This is a genomic window from Streptomyces fulvoviolaceus (assembly GCF_000718165.1).
Lineage (GTDB): Bacteria > Actinomycetota > Actinomycetes > Streptomycetales > Streptomycetaceae > Streptomyces > Streptomyces fulvoviolaceus.
Genome location: NZ_JOEY01000028.1, coordinates 49355 through 63503, shown reverse-complemented (window position 1 = coordinate 63503; position 14149 = coordinate 49355). Strand labels below are relative to the sequence as shown.

The 14149-nt window shown below is 71.4% G+C and carries 14 protein-coding genes; 10 read left to right on the top strand and 4 right to left on the bottom strand.

The window, feature by feature from the left end:
* Positions 1 to 13: 13 nt before the first annotated feature.
* Positions 14 to 907, bottom strand: coding sequence for a DMT family transporter (locus tag IG08_RS0128700; RefSeq protein ID WP_043455462.1), 894 nt, complete (start codon positions 905 to 907; stop codon positions 14 to 16).
* Between the two features lie 403 nt (positions 908 to 1310).
* On the opposite strand from IG08_RS0128700, the gene IG08_RS0128695 reads away from it, so the two are divergent.
* The 4 genes from IG08_RS0128695 to IG08_RS0128680 all read left to right on the top strand — a co-directional run bounded on the left by IG08_RS0128695 (position 1311) and on the right by IG08_RS0128680 (position 5248).
* Positions 1311 to 2258 carry a hypothetical protein gene (locus IG08_RS0128695; RefSeq protein ID WP_030608534.1) on the top strand — a complete coding sequence of 316 codons (948 nt, stop codon included), beginning with the start codon at positions 1311 to 1313 and terminating at the stop codon, positions 2256 to 2258.
* 30 nt (positions 2259 to 2288) lie between these two features.
* A complete protein-coding gene (locus tag IG08_RS0128690; RefSeq protein ID WP_030608532.1) occupies positions 2289 to 3818 on the top strand; it encodes an APC family permease in 1530 nt (509 codons plus the stop codon).
* 94 nt (positions 3819 to 3912) lie between these two features.
* Complete coding sequence (locus IG08_RS0128685) at positions 3913 to 4641, top strand: molybdopterin-dependent oxidoreductase (protein ID WP_030608529.1); 729 nt, start codon at positions 3913 to 3915, stop codon at positions 4639 to 4641.
* The gene (locus IG08_RS0128680) at positions 4625 to 5248 is read left to right on the top strand and encodes a cytochrome b/b6 domain-containing protein (RefSeq protein ID WP_030608526.1); all 624 of its coding nucleotides are present in this window, start codon (positions 4625 to 4627) and stop codon (positions 5246 to 5248) included. Before IG08_RS0128685 ends, IG08_RS0128680 begins: the two co-directional genes overlap by 17 nt.
* A gap of 242 nt (positions 5249 to 5490) precedes the next feature.
* Here IG08_RS0128680 and IG08_RS0128675 read toward each other — a convergent pair whose 3' ends face one another.
* Entirely contained in the window at positions 5491 to 6888 is a 1398-nt protein-coding gene (locus IG08_RS0128675) for a GntP family permease (protein WP_030608524.1), read from the bottom strand.
* Between the two features lie 48 nt (positions 6889 to 6936).
* A complete protein-coding gene (locus IG08_RS0128670) occupies positions 6937 to 7443 on the bottom strand; it encodes a gluconokinase (protein ID WP_030608521.1) in 507 nt (168 codons plus the stop codon).
* Positions 7444 to 7580: 137 nt separating this feature from the next.
* Between IG08_RS0128670 and IG08_RS0128665 the strand changes: the two genes are divergently transcribed.
* The gene (locus IG08_RS0128665; RefSeq protein ID WP_030608518.1) at positions 7581 to 8282 is read left to right on the top strand and encodes a FadR/GntR family transcriptional regulator; all 702 of its coding nucleotides are present in this window, start codon (positions 7581 to 7583) and stop codon (positions 8280 to 8282) included.
* Positions 8283 to 8297: 15 nt separating this feature from the next.
* On the opposite strand, the gene IG08_RS57485 is transcribed toward IG08_RS0128665, so the two are convergent.
* The gene (locus IG08_RS57485) at positions 8298 to 8720 is read right to left on the bottom strand and encodes a YchJ family protein (RefSeq protein WP_078655789.1); all 423 of its coding nucleotides are present in this window, start codon (positions 8718 to 8720) and stop codon (positions 8298 to 8300) included.
* 374 nt (positions 8721 to 9094) lie between these two features.
* On the opposite strand from IG08_RS57485, the gene IG08_RS0128655 reads away from it, so the two are divergent.
* From IG08_RS0128655 to IG08_RS0128635, 5 genes are all read left to right on the top strand, one after another.
* Complete coding sequence (locus IG08_RS0128655) at positions 9095 to 10978, top strand: phage tail sheath subtilisin-like domain-containing protein (RefSeq protein WP_030608512.1); 1884 nt, start codon at positions 9095 to 9097, stop codon at positions 10976 to 10978.
* Positions 10979 to 11185: 207 nt separating this feature from the next.
* A complete protein-coding gene (locus tag IG08_RS0128650; protein ID WP_004003113.1) occupies positions 11186 to 11710 on the top strand; it encodes a phage tail protein in 525 nt (174 codons plus the stop codon).
* A gap of 33 nt (positions 11711 to 11743) precedes the next feature.
* A complete protein-coding gene (locus IG08_RS0128645; protein ID WP_030608508.1) occupies positions 11744 to 12478 on the top strand; it encodes a T4 family baseplate hub assembly chaperone in 735 nt (244 codons plus the stop codon).
* Positions 12471 to 13193, top strand: a complete 723-nt coding sequence (locus IG08_RS0128640) for a hypothetical protein (RefSeq protein ID WP_030608505.1) — start codon at positions 12471 to 12473, stop codon at positions 13191 to 13193. The genes IG08_RS0128645 and IG08_RS0128640 overlap by 8 nt, the downstream gene beginning before the upstream one ends.
* 49 nt (positions 13194 to 13242) lie before the next feature.
* On the top strand, positions 13243 to 14130 hold the full coding sequence (locus IG08_RS0128635; RefSeq protein WP_052424920.1) for a Pvc16 family protein: 888 nt from the start codon (positions 13243 to 13245) through the stop codon (positions 14128 to 14130).
* Positions 14131 to 14149: the final 19 nt, after the last annotated feature.

Sequence of the window (14149 nt, the reverse complement as noted above, 5' to 3'; positions counted from 1 at the left end):
GTGCGGGGGAGGTTCAGTTCGGCTGCAGGTCCTTCGCCCGCTGCGGCTCTGTCGCACCGCACGGCATCGCCGGGTGCAGCCCCAGCAGCACGATGCCCGTCACGACGGCCGCCAGGCCCAGCGCCTGCCAGGTCAGCGCCACGGCGTCGGTGTGCAGCCGGTCGCCCAGGAAGCCCACGCCGCAGATGATGCCGGCCAGCGGCTGGGCGGCGGTCAGGGCGGGGAGGGACATCCGCAGGGGAGCGGTCTCGAAGGCGCTCTGCACCAGGATCAGGCCGGTGACGCCGAGGACGAGCACGCCGTACGGCTGCCAGCCGGTCAGCAGCTCCATGAGGCCGCCCTCGGAGAAGCGCTGGCCGCTCACCCGGGTGAGGGCGTCCTGGACGCCGTAGAGCAGACCGGCCGCCAGGGACAGCAGGACCGGGCCGGAGCTGAGGCGGGAACGCTTGGCGTACGTCGTGAGCAGCAGGGCGGCGCCGACCATGGCGCCGATGATCAGCCAGTGGCGGAACGGGTCGGCGATCGCTGCGCCGCCGCGCGGCTCGCCCGCCACGATGAACGCGGTCACACCGCCCGCGAGCAGCGCGAGACCCGCCCAGCCCTGGCGGCCCAGCGGCTGCTTGGTCTGCTTGCGGGACAGGGCGAGCGCGAAGAGCAGGTTCGTGGCGAGCAGGGGCTCCACGAGGGACACCTCGCCCTGGCTCAGCGCGATCGCGCCGAGGACCATGCCGGCCACCATCAGTCCGATGCCGCCGAGCCAGCGGGGCACCTTGACCAGGTCCAGGAGCAGCCGCGGCGAGAGGAAGTCGCTGAGCGGGGCCTGGCGGGCCACGTTCTGCTGGAGCACGAAGCCGAAGCCCAGGCAGCACGCAGCGCTCACGGCGAGTATCAGAACCAGAACCGACACGCTGCGTACCTCGATCATCCGGCCGGGCGGCGGGGTGCGTAGTGGGTGACTGTAGCGTCCCAGGGCCCGGCGTGGTCCTGGGAGTACCCGGAATCGGGCAGTTGATGCGGTCACCACGCCCTGTCGATCAAGGGGGACGGGTACGACCGCCCTGCCATGGTGCGGTGGCGGGGCGCGCGGCGCCATGGCGTACGCCACAGCGGTGGGCGTGAACGCGGGCGGTGCGGGATCCGTTGCGGCTCAAGTCCCGCCCTGTTCAAGGGGGTTGACGCGTGTAACGCGCCTCCGGGCCTTGACGTAAAGCATTGGCTGGGGGTTGGCTGTCCGTGATCATTCGATGGCACTCCGAACAATCCGACCCGACAGCCCACCACGAGCCGCTTCCCGTGAGGAAGACCCCCCGGTGTCACCCCCACCCCCCTTCGGCCGCAGTCGAAAACGTGCCGCCCAGGCCTTCGACGCGGCCCTCGACGACGCCGAACTCATCGCCGCGCGGGCCGCGTTGGCGCAGGGGAGGTGGCAGGCGGCCCGTGGGCTGCTCGCCGGTACCGGGGACGACTGGGACCGGAGGGGACACCGGGTCACCGTGCTCGCGGCGGAGGCCTACAGCGATGCCTGGGCGCGGGACTGGTTACTGGCCGAACCCGACTCCGCCGACGCCGCCGTGCTGCTCGCCCTCGCCCTGGTGCAGCGGGTCCTGCGGGGCAAGGGGAAGCCGCCCGGCGCCCGTGAGGCCTGTCTGGCCGCTGCCGGGCTCGCGCCCGCCGACCCCACACCGTGGCTCGGCCTGCTCCTGCTGGAGCGGGACCTGGGCGCAGGGGACGAGGTGGTCCGGATCTTCGGCGAGGTCCGGCATCGGTACGCCGACCACCACCACGCCCACCATCTGATGGTCGCCCGGCTCGCCGAGCAGCGCGCCGAGGCCGGTCCCGACCCGCTGCACGAGGTCTACGACTTCGCCAACTGGGCCGCCGAGGAGGCGCCCGCCGACTCCCCGCTCGCGATCCTCCCGGTCATCGCGCACGCCGAGCGCTACCGCGCACTGGCCGCCGCCGGACACGAACCGCCCGACCCGGCCGTCTCCGGGCACTGGACCGGGCGCCGCGCCCGCCAGGTGATGAAGTCGGCCTTCGACTGGTGGCTGGAGTGGGAGCACGAAGGCCACCCCCGCCGCCTGATCGACCTCAACTTCCTCGCCCACGCCAAGGTCTGCGAGGGCCGGGGCGCCGAGGCCGCCGCCCTGTTCCACCGCATCGGCGAGCACCCCACCCCCGCGCCGTGGTCGTACCCGGACCGCGATCCGTACCCCGCCTTCCGTGCCGCCCGCCACAGCGCGCTCGGCACGGCGTAACGCCCCCTTCCGGAAAAGGACGGTCTCCCCGTGACAACGGACAGTTCGAGCAGAACCGACGGCATCAGTACGTTCAAGGGGCAGGAGCGGGCCCTGCGCGCCGACCGCCTCGGCGCGGGGGGCCTGCTGCTCTCCGTCCTCGCGGCGACCGCCCCCCTCATGGTCGTCGCGGGTGTCATGCCCACCACATTCGCCGTGATGGGCATCGTCGGACAGCCGCTCCTGTTCGTCGTCCTCGGCGTGGTCCTCGTCCTGTTCAGCGTCGGCTACGCCGAGATGAGCCGGCACGTCCACAACGCCGGCGCCTTCTACGCCTACATCTCCCGCGGACTCGGCGGCACGGCCGGGTCGAGCGCGGCGCTCGTCGCCCTGGTCGCCTACAGCGCCCTCCAGGTCGGCATCTACGGCATCTTCGGCTTCGAGGTCTCCGGTCTGTTCGCCACCTACGCCGAGGTGGAGGTGGCCTGGTGGATACCGGCACTCGTGGCCGCGCTCGTCGTCGGCGCGCTGGGCTGGCTGAAGATCGACGTCAACGCGCGTGTGCTCGGCGTGCTGCTGGTGATCGAGGTGGCCCTCGTCGTCATCTTCGACATCGCGGCCGTAGCGGATCCGGCGGGTGAAGGACTGTCGCTGCACGCCTTCAACCCGGACACGCTCAGCGGCGCCGGGGTCGGTACCGCCCTGTGCTTCTGCATCGCGGCCTTCACCGGCTTCGAGCAGGCCCCCGTCTACGCCGAGGAGACGAGCCGCCCGCACGTGCTCGTGCCGCGCGTGATGTTCCTCGCCGTCGGCTTCGTCGCCGTGTTCTTCGCGATCAGCTCCTGGGCCTACACCGTGGCCACCGGGCCCTCGGCGATCGTCGGCACCGCGCAGAAGGAGAGCGCCGGACTGCTCTTCTCGCTCACCGAGTCCCGGCTCGGCGGCACCTTCACCGACGTCCTGCACGTCCTGTTCGTGACCGGCATGTTCGCCGCCCTGCTCAGCTTCCACAACGTCGTCGCCCGGTACGCCTTCGCCATGGGCCGCGAGGGACTGCTCCCCGCCGCCTTCGGCCGGACCACCGGCACGAGCGGCGCGCCCGGCACCGGTTCGCTGCTGCAGACGGTCGTGTCCGTGGTCGTCGTGATCGCCTTCGCGGTCGCCGACGACAAGCCGACCGGCGACCCGACCGAGCCGGTCCTGCACCTGTTCACCTGGTTCGGCAACATCGGCGCCCTCGGAGTGATCCTGCTGATGGCGGCGGCCTCGCTGTCCGTGGTCGTGTTCTTCGTCCGGCGCGGTGCGGTGGGCGCCCAGGCCTGGCGGCTGGTCACGTCCGTCCTCGCGGGCCTCGCCCTGCTGGTGATCGCCGGCTACACGGTGAAGGACTTCGACGTCCTGGTCGGCGCCGGCCCGGACTCGGCCCTGAGCTGGGTGCTGCCCGGGATCATCGGGGCCGCGCTGGTGGTCGGCCTGGTGCAGGGGCTGGTCCTGCGCGCCCGCAGGCCGGAGGTGCACGCCCGGATCGGGCTCGGCAACGAGGCGTTCCAGCTGGACAAGGCGGCGGAGGAGACGCCGTAGCGGATCTGAGAGCCGCGTGAGAAGTGGTTACGGAACTCTGACGAGCATCCGCGATCCCTGGTCCCGCCGGGGTCGCGGATGTTCGAATGAATACGTGAACTCCGAACAACCCGAGGAGCAGCGCGGCACGCCCATCGGCCGCCGTGTCCTCCTCGGCACCCTCGGCCTGGGCGCGCTCGGCGTGGTCGCCGCGCCCACCCTGCAACGCGGCCTGGAGGCCTTCCTCGGGGGTGCCGCCGACAAGGACCCCACCGGACTGACGGGTCTGCTCCCGAACGGCGGCGGCTTCCGCTACTACTCGGTCACGTCCTCCGTGCCCCACAAGAACGCCGAGAACTACCAGCTCAAGGTGGACGGTCTCGTCGACCGCCCGAAGACCTACACCCTGGCCGACCTGCGCGCCCTGCCCCAGACCCGGATGGTCAAGGACGTGCAGTGCGTGACGGGCTGGCGGGTCCCGGACACGCCGTTCGAAGGCGTACGGCTGTCCCGGCTGCTCGATGCCGCAGGGGTGCAGGCGAAGGCGGGCGCCGTGCGCTTCACCTGCTTCGACGGCGCGTACACCGAGAGCCTCACCCTCGACCAGGCCCGCCGCGCGGACGTCCTGGTCGCCCTGCGCATGCAGGACAAGGACCTCGGCCACTCCCACGGCGGCCCGGTCCGCCTCTACGTGGCGCCCATGTACTTCTACAAGTCCGCCAAGTGGCTCTCCGGCATCACCGTCACCGAGGACGTGGAGCCCGGCTACTGGGAGGAGCGCGGCTACGACGTCGACGCCTGGGTGGGCAACTCGAACGGGCGGGACGATGAACCTACGAGTTGACGCACCGACGGCCGCCACGAGAATCCGGCGTTTCGGCCCCGTCCAACGGTGGGTCCACCGCACGACGGCCGCGCTGATGGGCGTGTGCGTGGTGACCGCCGCCTGCCTCTACGTCCCGCAGCTCGCCGAACTCGTCGGCCGCCGCGAGCTGGTCGTCCGCGTCCACGAGTGGTCCGGGCTCGCCTTGCCGGTGCCTGTCCTGGTGGGCCTCGCCTCCCGCGCCTTCCGCGCCGACCTCGGCTTCCTGAACCGCTTCGGCCCGCACGACCGCGTCTGGCTGCGCGCCGCCCTGCGCCGCGACAAACGCCGCGCGTCCCGGCCCGCCGGCAAGTTCAACGCCGGGCAGAAGGTCTACGCCGCCTGGATCGCCGGCGCGAGCCTGGTCATGCTCGGCACGGGCCTGCTGATGTGGTTCACCCACCTCACCCCGATCCAGTGGCGCACCAGCGCGACCTTCGTCCACGACTGGCTCGCCCTGACCATCGGCATCGTCCTCGCCGGCCACATCGGCATGGCCCTCGGCGACCCGGAGGCCCGCCGGGGCCTGCGCACCGGCTCGGTGAGCAAGGAGTGGGCGGAACGCGAACACCCCCTGTGGCGGCCGTAGGCCTACAGGGGGTGTCCCGAGGGTCTGTGTCACGTCCCCGGCCGGGCGCGCGCCGCCTGGCACGCACCGTCTGGCACGCACCGTCACGGCGTTGCCGAAACGCCCACGTGGCTCCTCCCCCCGCTCGACTTCGCTCGAGCGGGGGCCCATCGAGGGCGGCTCCGGCGCCTTGCGATCGCACGCATCGGGCGACGCGTGCTGATCCGGCCGTGGACGTGACACAGGCCCTCAGCGCCGTAGCGCTAAATGATCAGCGAGAGCAGCAGCACCAGACCGCCCGCGACCACCGAGATGATCGTCTCCATGACGGACCAGGTCTTGATGGTCTGGCCGACGTCCAGGCCGAAGTACTCCTTCACCAGCCAGAACCCGGCGTCGTTGACATGGCTGAAGAAGAGCGAGCCGGCGCCGATGGCGAGGACCAGCAGGGCCGCGTGGGTCGTCGACATGTCGGCGGCCAGCGGGGCGACCAGACCGGCTGCCGAGACCGTCGCCACCGTCGCCGAACCCGTGGCGAGGCGGATGGCCACCGCGATCAGCCAGGCCAGCAGCAGTGCCGGGATCGACCAGTCCTCGGAGATGTCCAGGATCATGGCGCCCACGCCGGTGTCGATCAGGGTCTGCTTGAAGCCGCCGCCCGCGCCGACGATCAGGAGGATGCCGGCGATGGGCGCGAGGCCCTTCTCGACCAGCGGGGTCAGGCGCTCCTTGCCGAACCCGGCGGGCCGCAGCAGCGTGAAGATGCCCAGGAGCACCGAGGCGAGCAGGGCGATCAGCGGAGAGCCGATGACGTCGAAGACGCGCTGGACGGTGTTCTCGGGGTCGTCCACGACGATGTCGACCAGCGCCTTGGAGAGCATCAGGACGACCGGCAGCAGGATCGTGGCCAGGGTCGCGCCGAAGCCGGGGCGCTTCTCCAGGTCCTCGGTGGCGCGCTGCGGAATCATGCGGTCCGGTGCCGGGACGTCCACCCAGCGGGCCGCGACCTTGGAGAACAGCGGACCGGCGATGATCACCGTCGGGATGGCGACGAGCACACCGAGCGCGAGCGTCACACCGAGGTTGGCCTTGACCGCGTCGATCGCGACCAGCGGGCCGGGGTGCGGCGGGACCAGGCCGTGCATCACGGACAGGCCCGCGAGCGCCGGGATGCCGATGCGCATGAGCGAGTAGTTGCCGCGCTTGGCGACCATCAGCACGACCGGGATCAGCAGCACGACGCCGACCTCGAAGAACAGCGGCAGACCGATCACCGAGGCGATCAGCACCATCGCCCACGGCATCGAGCGGCCGCCGGCCTTGGCGAGGATCGTGTCGACGATCTGGTCGGCGCCGCCGGAGTCGGCGAGCATCTTGCCGAGGATCGCGCCCAGCGCGATCAGCACGCCGACGCCGGCGACCGTGGTGCCGAGGCCGGTCGTGAAGCTGGTGATGGCCTTGTCGAGCGGCGCTCCGGCGAACGCGCCCAGCGCCAGTGACCCGATGGTCAGCGACAGGAAGGCGTGGAGCTTGAACTTGGTGATGAGCAGGACGATGACGGCGATGCCCGCCAGGACTGCGATGCCCAGCTGAGCGTGGCCCGCCGAGGTGATCGGCTCGACGGTGTCCGCTGCCAGCATCTCGACACTGAGTCTGGTCACGGGGGTTCCCTTGCAGGTACGGGGATGGGGGAGAGGGGGTGCGGGGGGTTACGGGAGTTCGGCGAGCGCCTTCACGGCCCGTTCGGTGATCTGCTCGGGGCTGCCGGTGACGTCCACCGCGACACCCGCTTCGTCCTGCTCCAGCGGCTGGAGCGTGGCGAACTGGGAGTCGAGCAGCGCGGTCGGCATGAAGTGCCCCTGGCGGTGCGACATCCGGTCCTCGATGAGCTTGCGGTCGCCCGTGAGGTGCACGAAGACCACGCCGGGCGCGGCGACCCGCAGCCGGTCGCGGTACGACCGCTTCAGCGCCGAGCTGCTGACCACCCCGCCGAGCCCCGTCCGCCCGTCCGCCCAGGCGCCGATGGCGTCCAGCCAGGGCCACCGGTCCTCGTCCGTGAGCGGGCTGCCGGCCGACATCTTGGCGATGTTGGCCTGGGGGTGGAAGTCGTCGCCCTCGGCGTACGGAACGCCGAGCCGGGCCGCGAGCAGGGGACCGATGGTGGTCTTGCCGGTGCCCGCGACGCCCATGACCACGACGACATGGGGGGTGTTCATCGCTACCTCACTGACTGCTGTCTTCTTCGACACGTGATGTCGACGCCACTGAAACCGATTAGGTACGACGAATTCAAGAGTCTGTGACAAATAAGTCTGACTTTTTGTTCCTGTGACGTGCCCCGTACGCTGAGTGCATGAGCACTTCGGGCCGGGGGCTGCACGGCCATGTACTGGAGTCCCTCGGCCCCGCGATCACCGCGGGCGAGTACCCGCCGGGCAGCGTCCTGCGCACCGATGAGCTGGCGCAGAGCTTCGATGTCTCCCGCTCCGTGATGCGCGAGGCGGTCCGGGTCCTGGAGTCCATGCACCTGGTCGAGTCCCGCCGCCGCGTGGGCGTGACGGTGCGGCCCAAGTCCGAGTGGAACGTCTACGACCCCCAGGTCATCCGCTGGCGACTGGCCGGCGCCGACCGCCCGCAGCAACTGCGCTCGCTGACCGTGCTGCGCTCCGCGGTCGAGCCGATCGCGGCGGGCCTCGCCGCGAAGCACGCCACCGCCGAGCAGTGCGCCGAACTCACCGAGTGCGCCCTCGGGATGGTCGCCAACTCACGCGGCCACCGGCTGGAGGGCTATCTCATCCACGACATGGCCTTCCATCGGGTGATCCTCAACGCTTCCGGCAACGAGATGTTCGCCCGCCTCGGCGACGTCGTCGCCGAGGTCCTCGCGGGCCGCACCCATCACGAGGTCATGTTCGAGGACCCCGACCCGGCCGCCGTCACCCTGCACGTCCAGGTCGCCGAGGCGGTCCGGGCCGGTGACGCGGTCCGCGCGGAGTCGCTGACCCGGGAGATCACGGTCGGCGCCCTGCAGGAACTCGACATCCTCGCGCCTTAGTTCCTCAGCAGTCCCTCAGTCGAGGAACTCCCCGTCCACGTACACCCATGCGCCGTCGACCCGCTCGAAACGGCTGCGCTCGTGCAGTGAACCGCCCTTGAAGGAGGCGCGGAAGGTCACGGTGCCGGTGGTGTGGAAGGCCGAGCCGTCGCTCGTGGCGAGGATCTCCAGGCCCGTCCAGCGCATCCCGGGGTCGAACTCGACCTGTCCGGGGCGCGTTCGAGGGTGCCAGGTGCGCAGCAGGTACCCCTCGTCACGCTTCACGAAAGCGCTGTAGCGCGAACGCATCAGCGATTCGGCGGTCGGTGCCGCGGCCGCACCCCCGTGGAATCGGCCACAGCACTCTTCGTACGTCTCCGCAAGATCGCAAGGACATGAGGGCTTGTGACCAGGGGCGGAGGGCTTCTGGGGCCGGAGATGCGAGGTGCGTCGGGGCATGCCCCCATTCTGCTAGATCATCGTCTGTGTGAAACCTGTGAAGTGCCTGTTGTGACATGCGCACATCGTGTGCGAGTCATGCGCGGTGCCCTTCATCGAACCTCCCTCAGGGCTGGCGTGAACACGTCTTGTTGTCCAACTCCCGACCCACCACGGTGGATTGAGCACTTGAGCATCAGGAGTCACAAGCGTGCTTGCTTGACCCCGGGCGGCCGTCCGCTCCGGGGTGCTGACGGGGGAAACTGATGCGGTGCCGCGGGCCGACGCGACCTCTGCGCGTGCGGTGGGACCTCCGCGTGCGCCGCGAACGGACAATCTCCTCTGCCGTCTCTTGGTGCCTGTCAACCGGTGCCCGAAAAGGGATTGGAGGGGGAATGCCGACGAATGCAGTGAGCGCCGCCAGGCCGACGTATCCCGGCGTCTATGTCGAAGAGCTTCCCAGCAGCACCCGCACCATCTCCGCCGTGACCACATCGGTGACCGCCTTCGTGGGACACACCCGGCGCGGTCCGCTCAACGAACCGGTGCGCGTCACCGGCTTCGCCGACTTCGAGCGCCGCTTCGGCGGGCTGAGCTCGCAGAGCGCCGTCGCCTACGCGGTCCACCAGTTCTTCGGCAACGGCGGCTCCGTCGCCGTGATCGTCCGGGTCGCCAAGGCCGGCAGCGGCAAGGCCGCCTGCGTCGTCCTGGAGTCCACCGAGGGCCACAGCGAGAGCCGCGTCCTCGAAGTGCACGCCAAGGAACCCGGCGTGTGGGGCAACGGCCTGCGCGTCGCCGTCGACTACGACACCCCGAGCCCCGACGAGACCTTCAACCTGCGGGTGTACGACGCCAAGGGCGACGCCCGCGAGAGCTTCACCGGGCTGTCGATGGACACGGCTGGGGGTACCCCCTCTGGGGGAGGCCGGTACGCGCCGACCGTGATCAACGCCGGGTCGCGGCTCATCCGCGTCGAGGCCGTCGGCGAGGGGCGCCCCGACCCGTCGGGCACCGTCTCCAAGCCCTTCGGGCACGAACTGCCCGACCTCGCCGTCGACCTGACGGTGAAGATCGGTGACGTCGAGCGCGAGTTCACCCTCTACGACCCCGACTGCGACGGCGAAGCCCCGGCCTCCGTGGCCGAGTTGGCGCTGCTCCTGGAGCGCAAGCTGCGGGCGCTGCCCGACGCGCCCGGCAAGCACGCCTTCGCGGGCGCCGAAGTCACCTCCTTCGGGCGGCGGTTGCAGGTCGTCGCGGGCTCCACCGACCCCGAGGACGTCGTCCGCTTCGTCGGCGAGTGCGCCAACGACCTGGGCCTGGAGGCCTCGGTCAACCCGCCCGTCTTCCCGCTGGAGGGCGGCGAGGACGGCGAGGCGCCCGGACCGCGCGACCTCATCGGCTCCGAGGCCGACAAGACCGGCATCCAGGCCCTGCGCGGGGTGCCCGACGTCAACCTGCTCGCGCTGCCCGAGCTGGCGTCGTACGAGAAGACCGAGGACGCCCTCACCGTCGTCTCGGCGGCCCAGCGGCTGTGCCAGGAACGGCGCATCTTCCTGCTGGTCGACGCGCCCGGCACCTGGGTGAGCGTCGACACCGCACGCGCCGGGATCGCCGCCTTCGACGCCGTCCGCGGCAACCACGCCGGCCTGTACTTCCCGCACCTGCAGCTCACCGACCCGCTCACCGGGCGGCTGCGCTCCTTCCCGCCGTCCGGCGCGGTCGCGGGGGTCATCGCCCGCACCGACTCCGAGCGCGGGGTGTGGAAGGCGCCGGCCGGCACCGAGGCGCAGCTCGTGGGCGTGCACTCGCTCACCGTCGACCTCACCGACCGCGAGACCGGGCTGCTCAACCCACTCGGCGTCAACTGCCTGCGGACCTTCCCGGTGTCCGGGCCCCTCGTCTGGGGCGCGCGCACCCTCGAGGGCTCCGACGCGCTCGACAGCGAGTGGAAGTACGTGCCCGTGCGGCGGCTCGCGCTGCATGTGGAGGAGAGCCTCCAACGCGGCCTGCAGTGGGTCGTGTTCGAGCCCAACGACGAGAGCCTGTGGCAGCAGATCCGCCTCGGCGCCTCCTCGTACCTGCACACGCTCTTCCGCCAGGGCGCCTTCAAGGGCAGCACCCCGCGTGAGGCGTACTTCGTCAAGTGCGACAGCGAGACCACGACGGACGAGGACGTGGCCAACGGCATCGTCAATGTCCTGGTCGGCATCGCGCCGGTCCGCCCGGCCGAGTTCGTCGTCGTCAAGATCCAGCAGACGTCGGGCCAGTTCGCTCTCTGACCGGGCCTGGTGAAGTCGGCTGCGGATCGCGCCCCGTAAGGGGCGCGGGGCTGTATCGAGATGCGGCTCCGCCGCGATGGGGGTCCCCCCGCTCGAGCGAAGCCGAGAGTGGGGGAGCGACCAGCCCCCACCGGCCCGCGGAGAACGAACCGCATAACCAGCGGAGCGCTTAGCGCCCACGGAAACACGGAGAGCTGAAGGAATCCGATGGCTGAGTTCACGGTCAACGCGCATCGATTCGACCCCTACAAGAACTTCAAGTTCCTGGTCCTGTGGGACGGTCGTACGGTCGCCGGCATCAGCAAGATCAGTCCGCTCAAGCGGACCACCGAGGTCGTCAAGCACCGGCACGGCGGCGACCCCTCCTCCCCGCGCAAGTCGCCGGGCCGCTCGGAGTTCGAGGGCATCACCCTCGAACGCGGGGTGACCCACGACCCCGAGTTCGACCGCTGGGCCAACAAGGTCTGGCAGGTCGGCGCGGGGCTCGGCTCCGAGGTGTCTCTGGCCGACTTCCGCAAGGACATCGTCATCCAGGTCCTCAACGAGGCCGGGCAGGTCGCTGTCTCGCACAAGCTCTACCGGACCTGGCCCAGCGAGTACCAGGTGCTCGGCGAACTGGACGCCAACGCCAACGCGGTGGCCATCCAGTCGCTGAAGCTCGAGTGCGAGGGCTGGGAGCGGGACTACGAGGTGCCCGAGCCGGAGGAGCCGTCCTTCCTCAACCCGGCCTGAGTCGGCGGTAGGTGAGGCAATCGGGGGGACGGTATGGCGATCACCGGAGCGGCCGAGCTGTTGGGCGCCTGGGAGGCGGGACTTGCCGAGGCGCCGGTCGGGCGTGCGCTGCTGCTGCACCGCACGGCGCGGCCCGACGTCGACGCCGGGCGGCTGCCTTCGGTGCCCGTCGGCGAGCGTGAGGCGGACCTGTTCGCGTTGCGCCGGGCGCTGTTCGGCGAGCGGATGCAGGTGCGGCTGGCGTGCCGGGCGTGCGGCGCGGACATGGAGTTCGAGCTGGACGCCGGGGAGCTCGCGGGCTCGCTGGGCGGGCGCTCTGCGGCCGAGTCGGTCGTACGGGTCCAACAGGACCGCTGGGACGTCGAGTTCAGGCTGCCCGGGGTCGCCGACCTGACGGCGGCGGCCCGTTCCCGGGACCCGCGCGAGGCGCTGCTCGACCGGTGCCTCGTGTCGGCGGTGCACGACGGGACCGCCGTGACCGCCGGCGAACTGCCCGTGCCCGTGCAGCGCCGGATCGCCGAGGCGGTCGAGGCCGCGGACCCGGGCGCCGACCTGGCGCTCAATGTGGCCTGCCCCGAGTGCGGGCAGGCCACCCGGGCCGAACTCGACATCGCCTCCTACCTGTGGACCGAACTGGACGCCTGGGCACGGGACGTGCTGCTCGACGTCCACCTGCTCGCCACCGCCTACGGGTGGAGCGAGTCGGAGATCCTGGCGCTCAGCCCGCTGCGGCGCCGCTACTACCTGGAGCTGTGTGCGGATGTCTGACGCCGAAGGGGCGCCGGTTCCCGACTTTCTCGACCGGCTGATCGCCCGGCATGCGGCGCCGCGCCCGAGTGCGATGCGACTGCAGCCCCGGCTGCCCGGACCCTTCGAGCGGGTCGAGGCCGTACGGGCCGGAGCCGCGGCGCCGGACGAGGACGCGCTGCTGTGGCCCTCGGCCACGCCGTCGGCCGTACCACTGCCGGACGTGTCGCGCCCGGCGCCCGCGGAGACGCGGACGTACACGGAACGGGAGCGGACGGTCGTACGGACGGAGCGGACGCCGGAGCAGCCGGCTCCGCGTCCGGCGCCGGCGGCCCCGGCCGACGTGCCGCTCCTGCGTCCCGCCGCCCCGCTCGCGCCGGGACCGCGGCCGCTGCCCGACGCCGGGCGGCGCGCCTCGGGGCGGCCGGAACGGCATCCGTCACAGACCGCGGTGTCCGTGCCCACCCCCCCGGGTGCGGACGCCGCCCCCACCGTCGTGTCGGCGGCGCTGCGACCCAGCGCCGCCGACACGACGGCCGCCCGCGACGCCGTACGGCAGGCCGCGGCCCGGCGGCCGGCACGGGCGACCGAGCAGGTCGTGCAGGTGCAGATCGGGCGTCTCGAAGTCACCGCGGGGGACACGCCCTCCGGCGGTGGGCGGCAGCGGACGCCCACGACCGGGCGCGCCGGGGCGACCGTGAGCCTGGCGGAGTACCTGGCGCGGGGGCGCGAGTGAGCCACGCAGCAGGGACCAGTAGGACGAGAGGAACCGAGGAACCGACGTCATGAGCAACGCACTTGCCCTCGCCCATGTCACCCAGGCCCTCGCCCTGCTGATCGAGTCCAACCTGGGGCCGGAGATCGACATGGCCGTCAAGGTCGAGCCGCGCAAGCCGCCGGCCGACCCGCCGAGCGAGCCCACCATCTCCGTGTTCCTGTACCAGGTCACGCCCAACACCTCGCAGCGCAACAACGACCTGCCGACCCGGGCCACCGACGGCACACTCGTCAAGCGGCCCGCCGCGGCGCTCGACCTGCACTTCCTGATCACCGCGTACGGCGACGAGACGGAACTGGTCGGGCAGCGGCTGATCGGTGCCGTGGTCCGCGCGCTGCACGAGATCCCGATCCTGCCCAAGGACGTCATCGAACAGGCCCGTGAGCAGCGCCCGTACCTGGCGGCCAGCGACCTCGCCGAGTCGGCGCAGCGGGTGCGGTTCACACCGACGGTGATGGACGTCGACGAGACGTCGAAGCTGTGGGGAATGCTCTACCAGACGCCCTACGCGCTGTCCGTGGTCTACCAGGCGGCGCTCGTCTTCATCGACGGCCGCGAGAGCCCGGTGCCGGGCAGGCCGGTGGAGCGGCCCGAGGTACGGGTGCTGCCGTTCGGGGCGCCGGGGGCACCGGTCCCGCCGGGGGTGGAGCCGGTGGCTGAGACACCGTCAAGTGAGGCTCCCGCCGAGGAAGTCGGCAAGGCCGAGGCACCGCCCACCAAAGCCGTGGCCAAGCGGGCCGCGAAGACCCCGGCGAAAGCCGCCGCCAAGACTCCCGCGCGTACCCGCAGGACCACCCGGGCGAGCAAGTCGGCACAGCAGGAACCCCGCGGCGAGAACACCGAGCACGCCGAGAACACCGAGAACACCGAGAACACCGAGAACACAGACAACTGAGACGACATGGGGACGACGG

Excerpts from the sequence above, each read along its gene's own strand:
- IG08_RS0128640 (WP_030608505.1), top strand. The coding sequence starts at position 12,471 with ATGTCTGACGCCGAAGGGGCGCCGGTTCCCGACTTTCTCGACCGGCTG.
- IG08_RS0128650 (WP_004003113.1), top strand. The coding sequence starts at position 11,186 with ATGGCTGAGTTCACGGTCAACGCGCATCGATTCGACCCCTACAAGAAC.
- IG08_RS0128670 (WP_030608521.1), bottom strand. The coding sequence starts at position 7,443 with ATGAACACCCCCCATGTCGTCGTGGTCATGGGCGTCGCGGGCACCGGC.
- IG08_RS57485 (WP_078655789.1), bottom strand. The coding sequence starts at position 8,720 with ATGCCCCGACGCACCTCGCATCTCCGGCCCCAGAAGCCCTCCGCCCCT.
- IG08_RS0128645 (WP_030608508.1), top strand. The coding sequence starts at position 11,744 with ATGGCGATCACCGGAGCGGCCGAGCTGTTGGGCGCCTGGGAGGCGGGA.
- IG08_RS0128665 (WP_030608518.1), top strand. The coding sequence starts at position 7,581 with ATGAGCACTTCGGGCCGGGGGCTGCACGGCCATGTACTGGAGTCCCTC.
- IG08_RS0128635 (WP_052424920.1), top strand. The coding sequence starts at position 13,243 with ATGAGCAACGCACTTGCCCTCGCCCATGTCACCCAGGCCCTCGCCCTG.
- IG08_RS0128655 (WP_030608512.1), top strand. The coding sequence starts at position 9,095 with ATGCCGACGAATGCAGTGAGCGCCGCCAGGCCGACGTATCCCGGCGTC.
- IG08_RS0128680 (WP_030608526.1), top strand. The coding sequence starts at position 4,625 with ATGAACCTACGAGTTGACGCACCGACGGCCGCCACGAGAATCCGGCGT.